General features: G+C 60.2%; 14 protein-coding genes and 2 pseudogenes. 12 read left to right on the top strand and 4 right to left on the bottom strand.

Annotated features, from left to right (window positions below; genetic code table 11):
• Positions 1 to 47 precede the first annotated feature (47 nt).
• Positions 48 to 647 carry a hypothetical protein gene (locus BBF93_RS00155; protein ID WP_162786343.1) on the top strand — a complete coding sequence of 200 codons (600 nt, stop codon included), beginning with the start codon at positions 48 to 50 and terminating at the stop codon, positions 645 to 647.
• A 7-nt stretch (positions 648 to 654) separates the two neighbouring features.
• Here the strand turns inward: BBF93_RS00155 and BBF93_RS00150 are convergent, their stop codons facing one another.
• Positions 655 to 933: an Abi family protein gene (locus BBF93_RS00150; RefSeq protein WP_114104638.1), complete on the bottom strand. Its 279-nt coding sequence runs from the start codon at positions 931 to 933 to the stop codon at positions 655 to 657.
• A gap of 576 nt (positions 934 to 1,509) precedes the next feature.
• On the opposite strand from BBF93_RS00150, the gene BBF93_RS00145 reads away from it, so the two are divergent.
• From BBF93_RS00145 to BBF93_RS00100, 8 genes and pseudogenes are all read left to right on the top strand, one after another.
• Entirely contained in the window at positions 1,510 to 2,127 is a 618-nt protein-coding gene (locus BBF93_RS00145; RefSeq protein WP_114104637.1) for an AbiEi antitoxin N-terminal domain-containing protein, read from the top strand.
• Positions 2,120 to 2,236: pseudogene (locus tag BBF93_RS19995) on the top strand (nucleotidyl transferase AbiEii/AbiGii toxin family protein); the annotation flags it as partial. The gene BBF93_RS00145 and the pseudogene BBF93_RS19995, both read left to right, overlap by 8 nt.
• 102 nt (positions 2,237 to 2,338) lie before the next feature.
• Positions 2,339 to 2,587 carry a type II toxin-antitoxin system ParD family antitoxin gene (locus BBF93_RS00135; protein ID WP_114104636.1) on the top strand — a complete coding sequence of 83 codons (249 nt, stop codon included), beginning with the start codon at positions 2,339 to 2,341 and terminating at the stop codon, positions 2,585 to 2,587.
• A complete protein-coding gene (locus BBF93_RS00130; protein ID WP_114104635.1) occupies positions 2,584 to 2,889 on the top strand; it encodes a type II toxin-antitoxin system RelE/ParE family toxin in 306 nt (101 codons plus the stop codon). Before BBF93_RS00135 ends, BBF93_RS00130 begins: the two co-directional genes overlap by 4 nt.
• An 811-nt stretch (positions 2,890 to 3,700) precedes the next feature.
• A complete protein-coding gene (locus BBF93_RS00120) occupies positions 3,701 to 4,711 on the top strand; it encodes a MarR family transcriptional regulator (protein ID WP_114104633.1) in 1,011 nt (336 codons plus the stop codon).
• Positions 4,705 to 5,490 (top strand): hypothetical protein, encoded by a 786-nt coding sequence (locus BBF93_RS00115; RefSeq protein ID WP_114104632.1) that lies wholly within the window; start codon positions 4,705 to 4,707, stop codon positions 5,488 to 5,490. The genes BBF93_RS00120 and BBF93_RS00115 overlap by 7 nt, the downstream gene beginning before the upstream one ends.
• Positions 5,491 to 5,626: 136 nt before the next feature.
• Entirely contained in the window at positions 5,627 to 5,977 is a 351-nt protein-coding gene (locus BBF93_RS00110) for a helix-turn-helix domain-containing protein (RefSeq protein ID WP_114104631.1), read from the top strand.
• A 705-nt stretch (positions 5,978 to 6,682) separates the two neighbouring features.
• Positions 6,683 to 9,307 (top strand): BACON domain-containing protein, encoded by a 2,625-nt coding sequence (locus BBF93_RS00100; protein WP_114104629.1) that lies wholly within the window; start codon positions 6,683 to 6,685, stop codon positions 9,305 to 9,307.
• 194 nt (positions 9,308 to 9,501) lie between these two features.
• On the opposite strand, the pseudogene BBF93_RS00095 reads toward BBF93_RS00100, so the two are convergent.
• A pseudogene (locus tag BBF93_RS00095) lies at positions 9,502 to 10,100 on the bottom strand (integrase core domain-containing protein); the annotation flags it as partial.
• Positions 10,101 to 10,400: 300 nt separating this feature from the next.
• Here BBF93_RS00095 and BBF93_RS00085 point away from each other — a divergent pair.
• The 3 genes from BBF93_RS00085 to BBF93_RS00075 all read left to right on the top strand — a co-directional run bounded on the left by BBF93_RS00085 (position 10,401) and on the right by BBF93_RS00075 (position 14,470).
• Positions 10,401 to 12,533 carry a TonB-dependent siderophore receptor gene (locus BBF93_RS00085; protein ID WP_114104628.1) on the top strand — a complete coding sequence of 711 codons (2,133 nt, stop codon included), beginning with the start codon at positions 10,401 to 10,403 and terminating at the stop codon, positions 12,531 to 12,533.
• Between the two features lie 127 nt (positions 12,534 to 12,660).
• The gene (locus tag BBF93_RS00080; protein WP_114104627.1) at positions 12,661 to 13,431 is read left to right on the top strand and encodes an SDR family NAD(P)-dependent oxidoreductase; all 771 of its coding nucleotides are present in this window, start codon (positions 12,661 to 12,663) and stop codon (positions 13,429 to 13,431) included.
• A 169-nt stretch (positions 13,432 to 13,600) separates the two neighbouring features.
• On the top strand, positions 13,601 to 14,470 hold the full coding sequence (locus BBF93_RS00075) for a pirin family protein (RefSeq protein ID WP_114104626.1): 870 nt from the start codon (positions 13,601 to 13,603) through the stop codon (positions 14,468 to 14,470).
• Positions 14,471 to 14,523: 53 nt separating this feature from the next.
• Here the strand turns inward: BBF93_RS00075 and BBF93_RS00070 are convergent, their stop codons facing one another.
• Together BBF93_RS00070 and BBF93_RS00065 are read right to left on the bottom strand one after the other, a co-directional pair.
• Positions 14,524 to 17,379 (bottom strand): TonB-dependent receptor, encoded by a 2,856-nt coding sequence (locus BBF93_RS00070; protein WP_114104625.1) that lies wholly within the window; start codon positions 17,377 to 17,379, stop codon positions 14,524 to 14,526.
• 218 nt (positions 17,380 to 17,597) lie between these two features.
• Positions 17,598 to 19,442: a potassium/proton antiporter gene (locus BBF93_RS00065; RefSeq protein ID WP_233349217.1), complete on the bottom strand. Its 1,845-nt coding sequence runs from the start codon at positions 19,440 to 19,442 to the stop codon at positions 17,598 to 17,600.
• Positions 19,443 to 19,688: the final 246 nt, after the last annotated feature.

Here is a 19,688-nt window from a genome sequence, read left to right as displayed (position 1 = left end):
GGGAACACAAATAGAATCTTAAACCTAATGTGGGAAGCTGATCATGCATGAAATCGAGATTTAGCATGTATCGTTCATACATCATGGCAGCGGTTGCTTCATTTTTTCTGAGCGCCTGTGCCTCGCAGGTTCGAGAAAGCTATGCGTTTGATGCAACCAGTCCCAACGCGCTCGTAATGATCGGCGTCAGGAGCGAGGTGGGTCCCTACGGCATCACCTTCAACAAAATGGACTCCGTAACATGTGAGGTTCACCCGCTTGGCCTCGGGCGTTCATTTGATCACAACTCCCCGTTCAGCCCCACAGCATATCGCGCCTCAGGCCCACACTATATTCTCGCAAGTTTCGAACCTGGCGACTGGGTCATCGCCAGCATGAGCTATCAGGCTGGCGTGACGCGGGCCGTTCGCTTCGATGAGCGTGGCTTTGCTTTCAATGCCAAGCCTGGAGAATTTATCTACGTCGGCGATATCGTCCTGACGCGGAATGACATTCAGTTTGAAGGACGCAACCGCGCGCACGCCCTTTCTTATCTTCAGGATTATCCGGACATCGCGGTTGCGCCGACCGACGCGCCACACTGGTTGACCCCGTTCCGGCGCGGCGCCCCCGAACCGAATTGCCGCACATCGAGCATCGCGCGATAGCGGGCCGCTATCTCTCGATTGCTTCCGTCACCAGCAAACGAAGCTGCCGGTCGAAAGTATAGATGTCGACAATCGACTCGAAAGCCGTATCCGGCGCAAACGTCTTGCTGCGCGTCTGCCCTGTCGGCGGCGGCAGCTCATAGGGCAGCCAGTAGGCGCTTAGACGATAGTATCCAACGGTGACCAGCCATCGCCGGACAAGCGCCTCATCGGCGCAGACGAGCCCCCGCCCTTTCAGAAGGGCGATCTGCTCGTCTACAGAGGTCGGCGGCTTATCGTACAACATCAAAGAGGCCTTCTCGATGGATTCGAGAAGGCCTCAAAGAAGTAACCCCTCGGTATTGGGCAAGCTCGCGCTCTAGGCCTGAGGGGTGTTGTTGGCTTTGCCCTATGCACGCATTGCCCAACCGTCAACCAACCTTCAGCCTGAAACGGGCCTCGAGGCCGCCATTCCTTGCCGGGGACATCAGGCCCACAGCTGGTGCATTCACTACACAAGTCGGAAAAACACGCCGAACAGGGCGCTGATTCTTACGCCGCCCTATGCCCCGTCTGCACATCCATCCCCATCGCGCTGGCGACCATGCATGCCACTTCGTTGGCCGCCCGGCCGCGACACAACTGTGGCGCAGGTCATGGATGCGCACGTCCTCGATGCCCGCTTCCTGCCGGATCGCGCGCCAGTCTTTCCGGATCTCCTCCCAGCCAGGTTCCAGGATACCGGAAACGCTAAGCCGAAACGATCCAGTTTGTCCGGGGCAGAGCGCCTTCAGAGCGAGCCCGTTTTCCGGCTGGCTCTTCATCGCCGGGCGTGATACATAATCCCACACTGTAATAGCTGAAGTGTAATGTATTGTATCATATGCCCGGCCTCCGATCCCAGCGCGAGACAGCCCGCGACCTCCTCGCGGCAGGCGGGATCCTGCGCCTGTCAGAATTCCGGGAGGCGGGCGTCACCGCCGCCACGCTGAGCCGTATGGAAAAGGACGGAGAGGTTGTCCGCCTCGCCCGCGGCCTCTACCAGCGTCCGGACGCAGACCTCGATGCCCATCACACGCTGGCAGAAGCGGCCAAGCGCTTCCCCAAGGCCGTGATCTGCCTGGTCTCTGCGCTCGCTTTTCATGGCCTGACCGATCAGCTTCCCGCAAAGGTCTGGCTGGCCATCGGCCGCAACGACTGGACGCCGAGGCCCGGCGACATACCGGTCCGTACGCTGCGTTTCGCCGACGACCTGCTTGCCGACAGCGTCGGGACCCATGTTATCGAAGGCGTACCGGTGAAGGTCTTCGGCGTGGCAAAGACCATCGCGGACTGTTTCCGGCATCGCGGCCGGATCGGACTTCCCGTCGCGCTCGAAGGTCTGCAGGAAGCTCTGCGTCAACGCAAAGCCACGCCGGCCGAAATTGCCAGGGCTGCAGAGACAGGCGGGGTCGCCACGGTCATCCGCCCCTATCTGGAGGCGCTGACCGCCAATGGCTAAGGAGATCCGGAATACAGGCGCCTCGGTGCGCGCCCGCCTGCTGAACCTGTCCAAGAGCAGCGGGCAGAGCTCTGGCCTTGTCCTCAAGCCTTTTGCGCTGGAACGCCTGTCCTCCTGTCCCGGCAGCCCACCCGGAACACCTTCATGGAAAAGGCGTTGAAAGTATGCTATACTGCACCAATAGTATGATTATTGACGGAAGGAGTATGGAATGACGACCGTTCGCAAAACCATCACGCTCACCGACAAGCAGGACGCGTGGATCAAGTCCCAGATCTCCAGCGGAGCCTACACGAATGACAGCGAGGTCATGCGCGATCTTATCCGGCGGGCCCAGGCCGAATCTGACAGGCTTGAAGCAATCCGCGCCGCGCTGATGGAAGGCGAGCGCAGCGGGCTCAGTGACATGACGCCGGAAGCCATCCGCGCGGCTGTCAGGAAACGGAAATCGCTGAAGTGAGCCCGCCCGCCTACAGGCTCACCAAAGCTGCGGAGGACGATCTTGCTCGGCTCTATGAATGGGGCATCGATCATTTCGGGGCGGAGGCGGCGGACACCTACTATGACAGGGTGATCGGCCGGCTTGAAGCCATCGCCGAGGAGCCGATGCTCTGGCAGAGTGTGGACCACATCCGTCCCGGCTATCGCCGGAGCGTACTGAAAGCACATTCAATCTACTATCAGATCGCAGCCGAACACGTTCTGATCGTGCGCATACTGAGCCGCGAGAACCCTGCCACCAGCCTTCCGGATGCTGATTAAGGTCAGACTCCGCCCGGTCACGCCGAGCCCCTTGAAGACATCGCCGCGTTTCTGATGCCTCACGCGGCCCGGGCAGCAAAGCGGCAGGGATAGCGAGGCTCCCCGGGGTTGCTGCCGGGCGGGCCAGGCTGAGGGACCCAATGTAACCGATCGTTCCCTTCGACAGATGCGCACGATCGTGCACTTTTCGGTGAGAGCCTACTGGCTTTGGCACCGACTGAATTTTTTCAGTGGCGTTTCGCTCATGGCGAGAATGCAGGCTGTCTTATACAGCACAAGGAGAGACTCTGCGGAGTTAGCGAGCTTTGGAATCGATTCAATTCCCCGCTTGAAGCCTGCTCATATCGGCCGCGCGTCGATCGAGAGTGGCGCGCTGCGGAAAGCCCGAGAATCGGATAGAATGCTGCGGGACCAGCGCCGCGAAAATCAAACTCGGGAGGCAATCGTGCTTTTTATCCTGCAACTGACAGTCCTTCTCTCTGGCTTCACAGCAGCAGCGCTTTGGTGGTGGGCCTCAACACTGAAGAGCAGAACAGTTCCCAGCATGGATGGGGTCATTCTTCGAGACGGAGATCTCGCCTTGAGATACGGGGCCGACAAGGTTCTGGTCTGGAGAGTATCGCTTCAGAACAAGCTGAATGCCGGGGCAGCCGTGTCTGCCGCGGTGTCAGTGGCCCTTCAGGCCCTGGCCCCCTTCATCAGCGCAACCTGACCAACCGATCAGGGAGCTCTGATCCGATATTGTGTTATTATACAATACACTAACGTTTTTATTGAATGATAACACTATCAATGTTAGTGTGCGTTTGTGATGTTAGAGTTTGAGCGCAATCCTTCCGACCCTCTGCCGCTGGCGGGCAAGATCGCCCGCTATGCCAGCCAGGTCATGCACGCGCCGATGAGCGTGGTTCAGGAAGCTCCCCTGCCCGGCCTGCCGCTGTTTCTGGCCCGTGCCTACAGCTTTTACGAGGTAGAGATCGCAGGGCGGACCTGCCTACTGATGACGCCAACCGATGACAACGATAACACAGGCGATGTGATCAAACATGTCCGCCTGGTTGAAGGGCAGACACAGTTCACAGTCATTCTTGGACTGCCCGCCCTGAGCGCGCGGGATCGCGCCCGCCTGATCGGACATCGCATGTCATTCATCGTGCCAGGCAACCAGTTCTATGTGCCCGATCTGGGCGTGGATCTGCGCGAGTATTTCCGGACATACAAAGCAAGTTCGGCCGATGCCTTGTCTCCCGCCGCGCAGGCGGTGCTGTTCCATCACCTGCTTCGCCGCAATGAACGGGCGACCACCCCCTCCGAGATTGCAGCAGACCTGCGCTATTCGCCAATGTCCGTTGGCCGCGCGTTTGACGATCTGGTCGCAGCCGAACTCGCTGTTTCGGAAAAGCACGGCAGAGAACGTCATCTGCAGTTCAGGGACGACCGTCGCGACTTGCTCGACCGCGCCCGCCCCCTGCTGCGCAGCCCTGTCAGAAGCCGCAAGATGGTCTGGGGACCACATAGTAGGCCGCCACTGCTCCTTGGCGGCGAATCCGCTCTGGCAGAGATGACGGACCTGTCACCGCCCAGGCTCACAACCTTTGTCCTTGTGGCAACGGAATGGCGGTCCTTTGCGGCGCGTCATGACTATCGCGAAGGCGATGCTCAGGAACCAGATTTCGCCGTGGAGACCTGGAGCTATGATCCGGCTGGTTTGTCCGACGAAGAGATCGTCGATCCTCTGTCCCTGTACGCGCAATTCCATGACCACGAAGATGCGCGGGTACGTATGGCCGCAGAACAATTGAGGGAACGCGCAGTATGGTAGCGGGGATCGACAAGTTCAGGGAGTTCTTCAAGGACTATCCCGATCACTACGCGATCATCGGCGGCGCAGCCTGCGACATCCTTTTCGACGCGGCCGGCCTTCCCTTCCGCGCCACGAAAGATATCGACATGGTACTGTGTATCGAAGTGGTCGATGCGGCTTTCGGCGAAATGTTCCGCGACTTTCTCAATGCTGGCGGTTACGAAGCACGGGAGCAAAGCAGCGGGCATCGGGAGTTCTACCGCTTCCACAAACCGAAAGACAAAGGCTTCCCGTTTATGTTGGAGCTGTTTTCGAAAGAGCCTGATAAGATTTCGCTACCGGACGACACCGGCATCGTCCGGCTGGAAGTGGAAGCCGATATCGTCAGCCTGTCCGCAATCCTGCTCGACCCGCAATATTTTGAAGCGCTCCAGAACGGCAAGCGTGTCGAGAACGGTGTGACCATCCTTGATCAATCCATCCTGATCCCGTTCAAGGCGCGGGCGTTCCTTGATCTGACAGGCAGACGCGACAAAGGCGACAAGACGGTCAAAGGTGATGACATCAAGAAGCATCGCGCCGATGTCTTCCGCCTTTCGCAACTGCTGCCCGGAAATGCCGTGGTGCAGGTCAGCGAACCGCTGCGTGAAGATGTGCGCTCATTTCTTGCAGCCGTCGAAGCGGAAGGCACGCTTGATCCCAAAGCCCTCAACATCCCCATGACACGCGAAGAAGCGATCAGCTTTCTTCGAAAAGCCTATGGGATCGCAAAAGCTCAGACGTACGGCGCTTTATAAGCTTGATGCACTGGCGCACGTAAAAGATCCGCGCCCTGCAATCGCGACACGGATACGCACACTCGACCGCCTTCAGGTCTGGGCCACCGTTGCGAAGTACGACCTTCTTTTACCTGAAAGATCCCTTTCCATATATATGCACGATCGTGCTCTTCGTGATGTGCGCAGGATCGGTTACGTGCATCTTCCCCTGAAAACAGCCGCTGATTTCGGAAGCCTCATCCGGTCCCCCAGGAAAGCCCGCGGTCTCGGCCAGGCTGAGCTGGCCGAAATGGTAGGGGTCAGCCGCCGCTGGCTGAACCAGGTCGAGGCTGGGAAACCCGGCGCCAGTCTGAGCCATGTCCTCAACACGCTGAAAGCCCTGGACGTGCAGATTGAGGTGCGGGCCGACGAGGAGAGCCCCTTCCCCGAAGGGATCGCGCCGGTTCTCGGTCCGGACATCGACGATATTCTCGGCGATTATACTCAGCGGCGGTCAGATGGATGAGCTGATCGTCTTCATGGACGCGCGCCGGATGGGCGCCTGCCCCTGAAACAGGGGCGTCTGGCCTTCGCGTGCAGGGATGACTGGCGGGTGCGCAGGGCGCTTATCCCCTGTCCGCGTCCATTTGCCGGATCTGATCTCGCATCTCCCGCGACAAGGGCCTGCATCTCTGGTTTCATCGCCCGCGCGATCCGGCATATACCCCGCCACCAGACCATCCGCATCCGGATGAAACAAGCGTCAGCAGGAGCGGCACCGCAGAGATAGAAAAGTAGAATTGTGACAACTTCTTGCAGGAAGCAGCCGGAACACCCTGTAAAACCAAGCTATTTCTATGGTTAAGTTGGCGACCCGAGGTTGACAACCTGCGGATATGCAAACAATTTGGTCACAAGGGACCTTTCAGAAGCCTTTTCCAGACGGGCGGACGGTACCGTTTCCAAAATGCTGATGTTGAAGGTTTCAGGGTAAAAGGGCTCTCTCGTGACATATCCCGGTTCTGGCGCAGGCCGCCTCAAGGCTGTCCTGCTCGCAACACTTTTGGCCGGAACGCTGGCCGCCTGTGGTGGCGGCGGTTCTTCGGGAACCACGGCCCCGCCTCCGTCTGCAGGCCCGCCCCCGTCCCCGCCTCCTCCGCCACCACCTCCTCCACCGCCTCCGCCCCCAGCAGGCATTGGCTTCGAGCTCGACGGCAGCGCGAGCAAGGGCATGATCTTCGGCGGAACAGTCGAGGTATCCGACGCGAACGCTCCCGGCGAGGTGCTCGCCACCGGCACTACAAACAGCGCAGACGGGAGCTTTGACCTCTCAATCAGCCCCGGCCTGAACTTTGAGGGCGGCGTCCTGAAGATCACGGTCAAGGGCAATCCCACCGCAACGATGGTCTGCGATGCCCAGCCTGGCTGCAACGGAACACCGTTTGGCTCAACGGTAGAGATCGGTGAGGACTTTCAGCTCTCGGCCCTTGTCCCGTCCCCGGAAAACAACAGTACCCTGACGGTCAACGTCAACGCCCTGACGACGTTCGCAACCCGGTACACCGAGGACGCCGCTCAGGGGCGCGCGATCAATGCGACCGATGTTGCCGCCGGAGATAGCCGCGCAGCCGCCCTGTTCGGGCTGCCGCAGGTCAGACTGTCATCAATCGAGAACGTAGATATCACACGGCCAGACGGCGCTGCAGAGGCATCGGAACAGGCACTGCGTGTAGCAATGATCAATGCCGGCATTCTGGAGGCGATGCTCCGCGAAGCAGGGACGCCGGAAGAACGCCTCTCAGCCATACTGGGCGACTTTTCAGAAAACGGGGGCCAGCTTCGCGTGCGAAGCGGGACGGCGCCGGGCCAGACATTTGGCCTTGAGGCAGTCTTCCTCGGCGCCTTTCAGGCTACCGCTGCCAGTCCGGTCACCAGCCCGGCAAAGGATATGGTCGCAGGCAAGCTGGAACAGGACTATCTCGCCGCCGCGGCGGCGGTTCCCGGCCAATTCACTTCGGACCTGCCAGCGCGACCGCTGCTGACGGCGTCAACAACGGCGCTGTCATTCGAAGGGGTCGCTTTTCGGGGCGTTCCGTCTCTGCCAATCACCATCAGTGGAGACGGCGTCCCCTGGACAATATCTTCCGATGTACCCTGGCTGTCATTTAATCAGACCAGCGGCACAGGCAATGCAACAGTAAGGGTCGCGCCCTACTCTGGACTGGTGAACCTCGGCAGGAGCAGCGGATCTTTCGTGATCTCCGACAGCCAGTCACCCCGGCAAATAAGGGTAGATGTTACGTTCTTTCTGCAAGACGCGTTGCGTGCGGCCCCGTCGGGAACAATTCGCCTGATGGCAGGCGAGGGTGCCACGACGCCTATAACAACGCAGGTCCGGCTGACCGGGCAGAATGTTACCTGGCAGGCCGCCTCTGACCAGAGCTGGGCCCGCGCCGTACCAGCCAGCGGCACCTCCCCTTCAGAGATCACAGTGGAGGTTGACCCGACAGGTCTGCCTGAAGGCAGACACATAGCCGAGATTACTGTATCCGACACCGTCTACAATCAACAGGTACGGCTTCCCGTCGAGCTCACCCTTGAACCGCGACGCATTACCGTCGGCGAAACGGGTGTAAGCTTTTCGCGGTTTCCCGGCAGTTCGATCCTGGAGCGGGACATCATGGTCTCCGAAAACGCCGGAGAACCGCTCGGCTGGACTGCACAGAGCTCAGCTTCCTGGCTAAGCGTGACGCCGTCTGGAGAAACGGGCTGGGTCCTGACCCTGCGCGCCGATCCCTCAGGGCTCGCAAGCGACACAGTTCACACCGCACGGGTCGAGGTCCGGGCCACTGATCCGGCAGTGGCCAACACAGAAACCATTGAGGTTGGCCTCTGGGTTGGCACAACCGATCCCGAGCCGCTCATTGATATCGACCTTCTGCACCGGCACATCATTGCCGACCCGGTAAGGCCCTACGTTTATGTCAGCAAGGGTTCGTCGGGCGATGTCGACATCATCAACATCTACACAGGCGAGGTCGCCGGCGTCATTGAGGATGTGGCGGCCAACAGCTACACGATGGCCATTACACCCGATGGCAGGCGGCTCTTCGTTGTCGATGCTAATAACTCGGTGCTGGTGCCAGTCGATCTGGCAAACCGTACCGTGCTGCCTGCCTGGCCAGCCGGGGGCTATTCTTCGATGGCAGTTGGCCGGGTGGACGGCAAGACCATACTCTTTACCGGAAGCGGACACACCTATGATCTCGATACCGGCACACGCTTTGTGAACCCTGACAGCCAGAAGTTCATCCAAGGCGTCAATTCTGTTGCCGTCAGCAGGAACGGCGAGCGGGTGTGCCAAATCAACAGGGGCCTCAGCCCTTATTCACTCTACTGCTTCGATACGTCCTACAGCTACCTTGAGGGAGGCCGGCTGATTGTGGAGATGAATGGCAATGTCGCGCATGGCGTGGGTTCAAATGGTCAGGATGTCGCTCTGTCCAACGATGGCAGCCGTGTCTTCGCTGCCTCCGGCGCGCCCTATGAGTTCCTAGTCTTCGACTCAAAAACGCTTCAGCAGGTGCAGCGACTGCCGGCCGACCCCTATCCCAACAACGCAGAAGTTGATCTGAACGATGTCTTTTATGGAGGCATCAGAGGCAGTGGTCTGAGGGACATCTGGGCTTACGACTCCCTCGGCAATCTCAGGGGCACTTATGGCTCATCAGGTGACGGCTCGGAGAGTATCTTTCCCGGGCAAATGGTGATTTCCGGTAACGGGTCTCGCCTTATCGGAACGACTGAGGCTTATATTCTCGGCACGAACCGTATCTTCATCCTCTCCACCGAATGACCCGACGCGAAGTGAGAGATTTCCGGCAGTTCCTGGACTTCAGCCTCTGATGGTGACACCAGGGGTTTGAAACCTGCGCGACTGGAAGACGCTTCCGGTCACTGGCTATTGGAAGTGACCCAGCCCCCTGATCCGGGCCGCTTATTTGGAGACTCCGTTCGCCTTTGGAGCTGACCCCGACTTTGGTCCGACCGTCATGCGACTTTTCGGGCTGGTTCAAGTAGGGCCGCAAAGGCGCTTGGCGTCAAGTTTCCAAGCGCTGAATGCGGCCGGTTTTCATTGTAATCATCTCGCCATTCATTTAGCCGGCTTCGGGCGTCGGCCATCGACAGGAACCAGGCGGCGTTGAGGCACTCCTGCCGAAGCCGGCTGTTGAACGCCTCAATGTAAGCATTATCCGTGGGTTTTCCGGGCCTTGAGAAGTCGAGCTCGACTTTGTTGAGATACGCCCATTGATCGAGCAGCCGCCCGGCGAACTCCGGACCGTTGTCGACTCGAATGCTTCTAGGTTTTCCTCTCAGCCGGGCGATACGGTCGAGTTCGTCGATCACCTGATAAGCCCGGAAGTTTGTCCTCGCAGATGTCGCGAGAGCTTCTCTCGTATGACAGTCGACAATCGTCAGGATACGGAACGGTCTTTCATCGAACAGCCGGTCCGACATGAGCCGAAGGCAGGCGAAGCCAACTCCATGGCCCAGACATCGTTCGGCATTCCAGCCTCGGGGCGTCCTGAGCGGTATCGGCAGGCGCGCTGTAATGCCGAAGCTCGCAAAGCTGTGCCGGAGGTCATGTAGCCTGACATCTTCGAGCTTCGCCTCCTTGCGGACTTCACGCCAGACTTTGCCGATGCCCTGATAGGGGGTCTGCCCGGTCTCGGAGGGAAACACCCAGGTCTGGTTTGTCCGGGGCCAGCGGCTCAGGAAATCGAGCGCCACGGAGGAGAGCGGCCGGTCCATATTGCTGCAAGATCCGCCTCAGCATGCCCCGAACGCGCCCATTCGATGGGCCAGGCCCGCGAAATGTCAAAGCGCACTTGATTTGTAATGTTATAGTGTTACGCGCTGTTTCCGGACACAAATAGGGGGCTCCTGAAATGGCGACCAAGACGAGATTTCTGGCATCTGCAGCGTTTGCAACGGTTGCAGCATTTACCGCAGGCTCCGCCAGCGCCGAGACAGCAAATGAAGCGCGGGACGTTTCTGAGGAAAGCCCACTCATTGCCGACAAGGTCATCGTCACCGGCCAGCGGGCCACCTACGCGCCGCCGACCGCAAGCACAGGCAGCCGTGAGCCGGTCTCCATTCTGGAAATCCCCCACTCGATAAGCGTGATCACGCGCCAGCGGATCGAAGACCAGAACATGGCCGGCATCGAAGATGCCCTCAGCCAGGTGATCGGCGTAACCGTTTCGCCCTGGGACACGACCACGTCTCAGTACCGCGCCCGTGGCGCCATTCTGGATCTCTCCTATGACGGCATTGCCGCCTTCAGCACGGGCGGCCAGCCGCAGTTTGATCTTGCGATGTATGACCGGGTGGAAGTGCTTCGGGGCCCGGCTGCCCTGTTCCGCGGCAGCGGCAATCCCTCGGGCTCAGCCGACCTCATCCGCAAGCGGGGACGCGAGACGGCCGGCATCTCTGCCGCCGCGCAGGCGGGCTCCTGGGACAATTACCGGGGCGAGCTGGATTTCGGCGGCCCCCTTCTGGAAAGCGGACAGCTGCGCAGCCGTGTAGTGCTGGCCGGTCAGGACCGCAGCTATTTTCATGACCGCACCGGCATGAACAAATGGCTGGGCTATGGCGCGCTCGATTTCGACCTGACGGAAAACACCGTGCTCTCTGTCTCCGCAGCCTATCAGGACAACGTAACGGATTCTCCTAGCATGGGCCTGCCCGCCTATACTGACGGACGGTTTCTGGATGTCAGCCGCAGCACGCATGTCTATCCTGACTGGAACCGGTATGCGTACGAAACAGACGAATACACTGTCGACCTGACGCATGAGACATCCGGTGGCTGGGTGTTTCGGGCACGGGCAATGACCGGCGCGCAGGACTACGCCTATCAGGACGCCTACCCCTCGACGGGGGTCAATCCGAACACCATGACAGCCACTTATATGCGCCGAGCCTGGGATGTGTGGGTCGGGCGCGAAGCGTTGGATGCTTATGTTTCCGGCCCGGTCTCACTCTTCGGACAGACCCATCACCTGACCTTCGGGTGGGGCGCGCAGCTCTACGAATGGAACCAGACAGGCATCGCGACAACGCAGTTTCCCAATGTCTCGATCTTCAATCCCAATGTCATTCCCCAGCCCGCCCTCAACTATACAAGCGGATCTGCCGGGGAAACCAAACAGACCGGCGCCTATGCGCAGGCCCGGATTTCGGTAACCGAAGCCCTGAAACTGATCCTGGGCGGACGTGTCAGCGACTTTGAAAACCGCTCCCGCACAATCCCGCCGGGCACGGCCACAGATTGGCGCACAACGACAAAAGAGACCGGTGAATTTTCACCCTATGCCGGCGTCGTCTATTATCTGCGGCCCAACATTTCGGCCTATGCGAGCTATACGGACATTTTCATCCCCCAATCGGCGCAACAGGTGACTGGCGAGACGCTGGACCCGCGTGTGGGCCTGCAATATGAGGCCGGGCTGAAAGGGCGCTTCTTCAATGACGGCCTGACCGCCGCGATCGCCCTGTTCGAGCTGCGTGAGGAAAACCGCTCCCTCGCCGACACCGCCAATCCGGGCTTTTTCCTGCCCGCAGGCGAAATCGAGGTGCGTGGCTGGGAGTTCGAGATTGTCGGAAATCCGGCCGCCAATATTGATCTGTCCCTTGGTTATTCAAATCTGGAAACTGAATATACCGTACACCCCACACTCGTGGGTCAGGTGACATCCCCCTTTGAGCCTGAGCACACTGTAAAGCTTTATGCGCGCTATCAGTTCACCTCCCCGGGGCTCGAGCGTTTCTTTGCGGCGGGCGGCGCGCAATATAGCAGCGGTATCATCGGAACCGGCGTGGAAGGCCTGCGCGAACAGGGGGCCTTCACGGTCGTCAACCTTCAGGGCGGCCTGCAGATCAACAGGAACACCTCGCTGTCCCTTTCCGTGAACAATGTTCTGGATGAAACCTATTGGGCACGGGTGGGCGGTCTCAACAGCTACAACACCTATGGCGATCCGCGCAGTGTGATGCTGGCCCTCCGGGCGGCCTTTTGAGCGGACCCAATCAGGTCAGGGGCATGTCTCTGGCGCCAGCTTACCGCTCCTGCAAATCCGCGCCGCCCATTGGCCGCGCAACATTTCCCTCCTACAGTCTCCCGCGATAATAAGGGAAGGAAACATCATGGATCTCGGGCTCAAGGGAAAGAATGCCATCATTCTGGGGGGCACGCGCGGCATTGGCCGGGCGATTGCCGACACGCTGGCCAAGGAAGGCGCCAATGTTGCCGTCTGCGCGCGCAATGCCGATCAGGTCTCCGCTGCCGTGGCCGAGCTCAAAGCCCTTGGGGTCAATGCAACCGGCGCCTCAGTGGATGTGACGGACGGGGACGCTCTCAAAGCCTGGATCGCAGAGGCAGCCAGCGCGATGGGCGGGCTCGACATCCTCATCTCGAACGCTGGAGCCATGGCGCAGGGCAATGATGTCGCCGCCTGGGAATCGAACTTCAAGCTTGACGTGCTCGCCGCTGTAAATGCCTTCGACGCCGCCCAGCCGCATCTGGCTAAAGCAGCCGCCGCTTCAGGCGACGCGGCCGTCGTCATCCTCTCTTCCATCTCCGCCGCGCAGGCGGACCGGGCAGACTCCTACGGCCCGGTAAAGGCGGCGCTGATCCACATGGCCAAGGGGCTTGCCCGGCAATACGCCAAGATCGGCCTGCGCGTGAATGTTGTCTCGCCCGGCATGGTCTTCTTCGAGGGCGGCGTCTGGCACACGGTGAAAACCAACGCGCCGGATTTCTTCGCCCAGGCGAACGCCCGCAACCCCACCGGCCGCTGCGCGACCCCTCAGGAAATCGCCAACGCAGCCGTCTTCCTCGCCAGCCCCGCCTCCTCCTACACGACCGGCGCCAATCTGATCGTGGACGGAGCGGTGTCCAGCCGGGTCAATTTCTAGGCTGGCCCCAGCAGAAGGGGCAAGTTCAGAGAAGTGTTATGCAGGAACCGCATTATTCTGCGGGCCTGTCTGCCCTTTCATGAAGCGCCGGCATACCTATTTGCAGGACAACATGCTGCGCAGGCCGGTCTGACCCTTCAGGCTGGCCGAACAAAAAGGAGGCCAGCTCATGAGCAAGACAGTTCTCGGCCGCTTCGGCAACAATCAGGGCCACTGGGTCGGCGACGGTTTTCCCGTCCGCTCGCTCTTTTCGTATCACTCGCTCGGCGAGCATGCGAGCCCCTTCCTCCTCTTGGACTATGGCGGCCCCCATGTGTTCGCGCCCACAATGCAGCGTCGCGGCGTGGGCCAACACCCCCACCGCGGCTTTGAAACCGTCACCATCGTCTATGATGGCGAGGTGGAGCACCGTGATTCCGCCGGCAATGGCGGCGTCGTCGGGCCCGGGGATGTCCAGTGGATGACTGCCGCAGGCGGTATCATCCATGAAGAGTATCACTCGGCAGGCTTTGCCAAGGCGGGCGGGCCTTTCAGGATGGTTCAGCTCTGGGTCAATCTTCCGGCCAAGGACAAGATGGCGCCCGCTGGCTATCAGGGCATCGTCTCGGCTGACATTCCGGTGGTTGACCTTCCCGCTCACACCGGAAAGGCCAGGATCATCGCCGGAGAGCTTTACGGCGCCAGGGGCCCAGCCAGAACCTTCACGCCCGTGAATGTCTGGGATGTGCGTCTTGATCCGGATGCGGAGTTTTCTCTCCCCCTACCCGAAGGCCACACCACCATGCTGGTGGTGCTCAGCGGCCACATGACGGTGAATGGCACTCAGCCGGTTGGCGAGGCAGAGGTTCTTCTGCTGAGCCGGGAAGGCAAGAACGTCAAACTCCATGCCGACGGCGAGACCACACTCCTCGTCCTGACGGGCGAGCCTCTGGGCGAACCCATTGTCGGCCATGGTCCCTTCGTCATGAACACGGAAGCCGAAATCCATCAGGCCATTGATGACTTCAACAAGGGCCGGTTCGAACGCCTTCCTGCCTGAAAAGGATCGGCCCCCGGAACACATCCGGGGGCCGATTATTCTATACCGGCAATCTAGAAGTTTGCCTTGAAGCCGAATTTCGCAGTCCAGCCATATTCTTCATACTGAAGCAGGCGTTCGCGGTCCGGGCCCTTCTGATAAGCTGTATAGGTCGCGTCATTCAGGTTCACGAGCTCGGCAAAGAGCTGGAAGTTCTGGCTGAAGCGGTACTTCGCCGAAGCATCCACCTGGAAGTGCGGCTTCACATACCGGTCGGTGCCTTCATCGCTGCCCAGCTCATCCAGATAGGACGAGCGGCCGGCGCCGGAGAGACGCAGGCTGACAGGGCCTTTGTCATAGCCGATGACGATGTTGTAGGTGTGCTCCGAAGACGTCGGCAGCGGGATCGTCCGGCCCAGGACTTCCCCTTCTGCATCGGTGTAGGTGTAGTTGACGTTCGCAATCAGGCCATCAAACGGCGCCGGCAGCATCGTGAAGGCCTGGCCGTATGAGAATTCGAAGCCCCGGACCTCAGCAGACTCGCCATTGATCGGAATGATTGCCTCGTCATAGGCGATCCCGTTGAATACGCCGCTCTCGAACTCGGCGTCGACGATGAAGTCGTCAATCTTCTTGTAGAACACGCCGCCCTGGATCACCGCTTCCGGCAGGAAGTAATATTCCAGCGTGGCATCGAAGTTCGTGGCGCGATACGGATCAAGGTCTGGGTTACCGAACGTGCCTGTGCGTTCATTGTCGTCATTCTCTTCGATGATGAAACGCGGGGCAAACTTGCCGAAGCTCGGACGGATAATCGACTGGAACGCGCCGGCGCGTGCCACGATCTTGTCGGTAACATCATAGCGGATGTTGAGGCTGGGAAGAACGTCCGTGTAGTCCTTGCTGACCGAAACCGGCGTGATGAACAGAGTGTCCTCGTCAAGTTCCACGCCGCCCACGACGGCGCCTTCCTCAACCAGTTCGGCGCGGCTGCCATTGGCGTCCACATCCGTCTGCTCGATACGCACCCCGCCGATGACCCGCAGCGGACCGCGCTGATACTTGGCCATCGCATAGCCTGCCAGGATCTGCTCCTCGGCGTCATAGCTTTCGATCGTCGATGCGAAGGCCGAGTCGAGTTCATTGCGCTCGAAGGCGCCCAGACCATTCACCGCAATGAACGCGCGCACCTCCCCCAGATCCGGCAACGCACCCATGTCAGCGAGGCCATATGTCTGTGAACCAAGCACATCGGCCAGCGTCAGATCGCCGTCAAAACCATCATAGATGTCGTAGACAAAGTTCAGCGACTTGTCGCGCTGGCGCAGCTTGGCGCCCGACTTCACTTCAAGCGTGCCATTGGTCAGCGCAAACTCGCGCGCGACATCGACTTTGAAGGAGGCTTCCTTGTCCTTTGCGCGCTCCTGCGTGGTGCGCTCGAGAACAGAGAAACCATATCTGGACGGATCGTTGAAGTTCGCGGCGCCAAAGTCGAGGGCGTAGCCCGGCTTTTCCATGTCCGAATAGTCGAAGGTCACGCCCAGTGCGCCCGGCGTCTGGAAACGGGCCTGGAAGCGGAACGGGTCGAGCGAACCGTCTTCGGTCTGGTCAGCTTCGGAATAGGCCGCATCATAAGTCAGCGTCCAGGGTCCGGTCTGCGTCTTGCCGCCCGCAGAGATTGTCCGGATGGTCTGGATCTCGCGGCGGTCTTTCAGATCGCGGCGGACCTGGATCCGTCCGTCTGCAGAGTCAAAGCTGGCTGTATCGCCGGTTCCGCTGGCGGGCGCCTCGCTCATGCCGAAGACAAGACGGCGGCGAAGCTCGGTGTCGTCAAATTTGGAATAAAGGCCGCGCACATAGAGATCGGTATTCTCGGTCGCCCGGAAATCGATCCCTGCGGTAAAGCCATAGCGCTCGCGGCGCACGTCATAGTCGCGATACTCGACATCTTCGGCATAGACGACGCCATCATCGCTCGTCTCCCAGCCATCCATCTCGATATTATCGGTCGAGAACTCGCGGTCATAATAGCTGAAGCCGCCCGACAGGCCGATCCGGTCACCGATCAGTTTGATGAAATCGATCGAGCCCTTGGGCGAAGTCTTACCGTTGAGGTCGTTGTAGGAGCCTTCATAGGAAAGCGAGAACAGATCCTTCTTGCGGTCGAAGGCGCTGGTCGTGTTGATCTCGACCGAGCCGCCGATCGTGTCGGCGTCCATGTCCGGGGTCAGCGATTTCTTGATCTCGATGGATTCGATCAGCTCCGACGGGATCACGTCCAGGGCAACCGCGCGCTCGTCACCGCCCGTTGCCAGAACGCGGTTCCCGTTGATCGAGGCGGAGTTGAGGTTGGGGTCGAGGCCGCGCACGGAAACAAAGCGGCCTTCGCCCTGGTCGTTGAGCACGTTGATGCCCGGCGCGCGGCGGAGGGCTTCAGCCACGTTTTGATCCGGGAACTGACCGATTGCGTCGCGCGTCAGAACCGTATCCACCGTATCGGAGGCACGCTGGCGGGCCAGCGAGCTCAGAAGGTTGGCCTGCTGGCCGATGACCAGAACCGTGTCCATCACCGCCGTCTCACCGCCGGCGCCACGGGCAGCCAGGGCAAAGGATTCAACCGTGGTGCTGGTTTCGGTTACCGTGATCACACGGGTCTGTTCTTCCGCGCCCGGATAACGCACGCGCAGTGTATACGTGCCGGCGGGCACGTTGATGAAGCGGAATGAGCCGTCCTGACCGACTTCAGCGCTCTGGCTGAGTTCGATCAGCAAAACTTCAGCGCCGCGCAGGGTGCGCGTGCCCGTAGCATCGGCGACCTCGCCGGAGATCGTTCCGGCATGCGCGGCGGAAACACCCGCCACAGTGGCAAGCATACTCGACGCAAGGAGGCGCGCCGTCAGGCTGCGGCCGAAGAATGAGGCGTGGAACATTGGGAAACCCTTCCGCTGGAATTTGAAGCGGCGGGTATCAGCGGAGTATTTCAGACTTGCGACGGTTTTGCGTACTTATTGTTGCAACGATTTTGTAGGCTGAAAACCGTGGCGCTGCGGCCACGAAGATACATTTTTATGTATATTTTTTGCGTCTTCTGTATTCGTTCGTGCACAGATTATGACACTTACGTGACGCTCTGAAAGCCAGCTCGGGATCAGGAAGGATCGCCGACATCCTTCGCCGGTGAAATTTCGGAAGCAGCGGTGGTTGCGGCCTTGGGCCGGCGGACAACGCCTGCGAGTCGTGTCCCGGCCCGCCGCACCAGATCGGCAGCCAGCGCGCCCACGCCGGGGTCTTCCTCGTCGATCACAATTCCGACCGTACCGACCCCGCCGGCATCGTCGAGCGCGCAGACCACAATATCCACGTCTCCGATAGACACCCGATCTCCAACAACCGGGCTGCCACTGAAGGATCGCTCCAGGAACTGTCCCGCCGTCACACCCTCGCTGGCATCAATGTCTTCCAGCCCGTACTGGCGCACAAGGTCTGCCATCTTTGTGGACCCCTTTACGCGAAACTGTATGTCGGACTCCGTCGCCATTTCATCCCAGGGGCTGGCATAGATCTGGTCCAGCAGGCGGATGCGGCGGGCAGAGGCAAAGAGGTAGACCTGGTCATTGGCCTGAAGCGGCCCGATCGTGTGGACCGAATAGGAAAGCCCGTCGCGGATCACCATCACCGGCCTTGCCCAGCGGGGTACGCGTTCGCCCTTGGCGATGGCGCTGTCGGGGTGGATCTTGTAACCGACCAGCTCCATCTCGGTCGCCCCGCGCAGCTCCAGCTCCACCCGGTCCACCAGTCCCTGCTCCGAGGGCAGGCTCATCTTCAGAAGCTTCGCCACCGGCTGAAGGGTCCACCCCTGCACCAGCAGGGAGACCAGAACCATCACGAACACGACGTTGAAATAGAAACTGCCATTCTCGATCCCCGCCAGCCCCGGCAGGATCGCCAGCAGGATGGAGACCGCCCCCCGCAGGCCCACCCAGCTGGTGAAGGCAGTCTCACGGGACTTGAACTCAAACGGCAGCAGGCAGAGCCATACGGCGACCGGCCGGGCGACGAAGATCAGGACGGCCGACAGAACGAGGGCCGGGATCAGGATCTGCGGAAATTCTGAGGGAGTCGCCAGGAGGCCGAGCGCCAGGAACATCCCGATCTGCGCCAGCCAGGTCATGCCGACCTGAAACCGCCGCAGCCTCTGGGCAAACCGCACCTTGCGGTTTCCGGCCACGACGCCCGCCACATAGGCGGCCAGAAAGCCGCTGCCGCCAAACAGGGCGCACACGGCGAACACAACCAGCGCCGCAGCCAGCCCGGAAATCGGGTAGAGGCCAGGATCAAGGTTCACCAGCTTGTTGAGTAGCCATGCGATGCCAAAGCCGCCAACAATGCCGAACAGAATGCCCAGGCCCATCTGCTGGATGAAGGTCATCAACACTTCAAAACCGAACAGCGCGTCGGTGCCGGCATTGGCCGCGATCAGTTCGATCAGCAGGATGGTAAGGAAGATGGCCATCGGATCGTTGGCCCCCGATTCGATTTCGAGGGTGGAGCCGACCTTCTCGCGCAGGCGGATGCCCCCTGCCCTGAGCAGAAAGAACACCGCGGCCGCATCCGTGGACGCCACGATCGATCCCAGCAGAAAGGCTTCCAGCCAGCCGACCCCGAACAGGAAATGCGCCGCCACCCCCGTCGCCCCGGCGGTCAGCAGCACGCCAAACGTCGCCAGGCTCAGCGCCGGCGCCGCCGCCACGCGGTAGCTGCGCATCGGCGTCTCGAAACCGCTGTCGAAGAGAATGATCGCCAGCGCCAATGACCCAATGAAATAGGCCGCCGATCCGCTGTCGAACTGGATGCCCAGAAGCCCGTCTTCGCCCGCAAGCAGGCCGATCCCGAGGAAGACGAGCAGCAAGGGCGCGCCGAAGCGCTGCGACACCAGACTCGTCAGAGCGGCCAGCGACACAAGGGCTGCGCCGATCAGGATGGCAATGTTCACAGACTCAAACAGCGTCCGGACCTCCTCTTCTTTGTCACGGCGGGCAAAATGTCATTGTAGACGGGCAGTCTCGTAGCTAAGCTTTGGGCAGCTAATGCGCTAGAGGCGAAGCGGATTTTCCTCTCCCCAGCGTGCATTTCGCGGCTCGCCCGTGCAAAAACATCACGAAAACGTGAGAGCTGCTTAGACGGAATCTTTCGCTTCTTTCGTTTAAGGAAGCGCGCGGCGGGTTAACTGCAAACTGCA

The sequence above is a fragment of the Hyphomonas sp. CACIAM 19H1 genome, assembly GCF_003325995.1.
Classification (GTDB): domain Bacteria; phylum Pseudomonadota; class Alphaproteobacteria; order Caulobacterales; family Hyphomonadaceae; genus Hyphomonas; species Hyphomonas polymorpha.
This window is presented reverse-complemented; position numbering and strand designations above follow the sequence as displayed.

Bases quoted from the DNA above. Each gene is read 5' to 3' on its own strand.
- BBF93_RS00135 (WP_114104636.1), top strand. From the start codon at position 2,339: ATGACGACCGTTCGCAAAACCATCACGCTCACCGACAAGCAGGACGCG.
- BBF93_RS00080 (WP_114104627.1), top strand. From the start codon at position 12,661: ATGGATCTCGGGCTCAAGGGAAAGAATGCCATCATTCTGGGGGGCACG.
- BBF93_RS00150 (WP_114104638.1), bottom strand. From the start codon at position 933: ATGTTGTACGATAAGCCGCCGACCTCTGTAGACGAGCAGATCGCCCTT.
- BBF93_RS00155 (WP_162786343.1), top strand. From the start codon at position 48: ATGAAATCGAGATTTAGCATGTATCGTTCATACATCATGGCAGCGGTT.
- BBF93_RS00100 (WP_114104629.1), top strand. From the start codon at position 6,683: ATGATCTTCGGCGGAACAGTCGAGGTATCCGACGCGAACGCTCCCGGC.
- BBF93_RS00115 (WP_114104632.1), top strand. From the start codon at position 4,705: ATGGTAGCGGGGATCGACAAGTTCAGGGAGTTCTTCAAGGACTATCCC.
- BBF93_RS00120 (WP_114104633.1), top strand. From the start codon at position 3,701: ATGTTAGAGTTTGAGCGCAATCCTTCCGACCCTCTGCCGCTGGCGGGC.
- BBF93_RS00070 (WP_114104625.1), bottom strand. From the start codon at position 17,379: ATGTTCCACGCCTCATTCTTCGGCCGCAGCCTGACGGCGCGCCTCCTT.
- BBF93_RS00145 (WP_114104637.1), top strand. From the start codon at position 1,510: ATGCCCGGCCTCCGATCCCAGCGCGAGACAGCCCGCGACCTCCTCGCG.
- BBF93_RS00110 (WP_114104631.1), top strand. From the start codon at position 5,627: ATGCACGATCGTGCTCTTCGTGATGTGCGCAGGATCGGTTACGTGCAT.
- BBF93_RS00075 (WP_114104626.1), top strand. From the start codon at position 13,601: ATGAGCAAGACAGTTCTCGGCCGCTTCGGCAACAATCAGGGCCACTGG.
- BBF93_RS00085 (WP_114104628.1), top strand. From the start codon at position 10,401: ATGGCGACCAAGACGAGATTTCTGGCATCTGCAGCGTTTGCAACGGTT.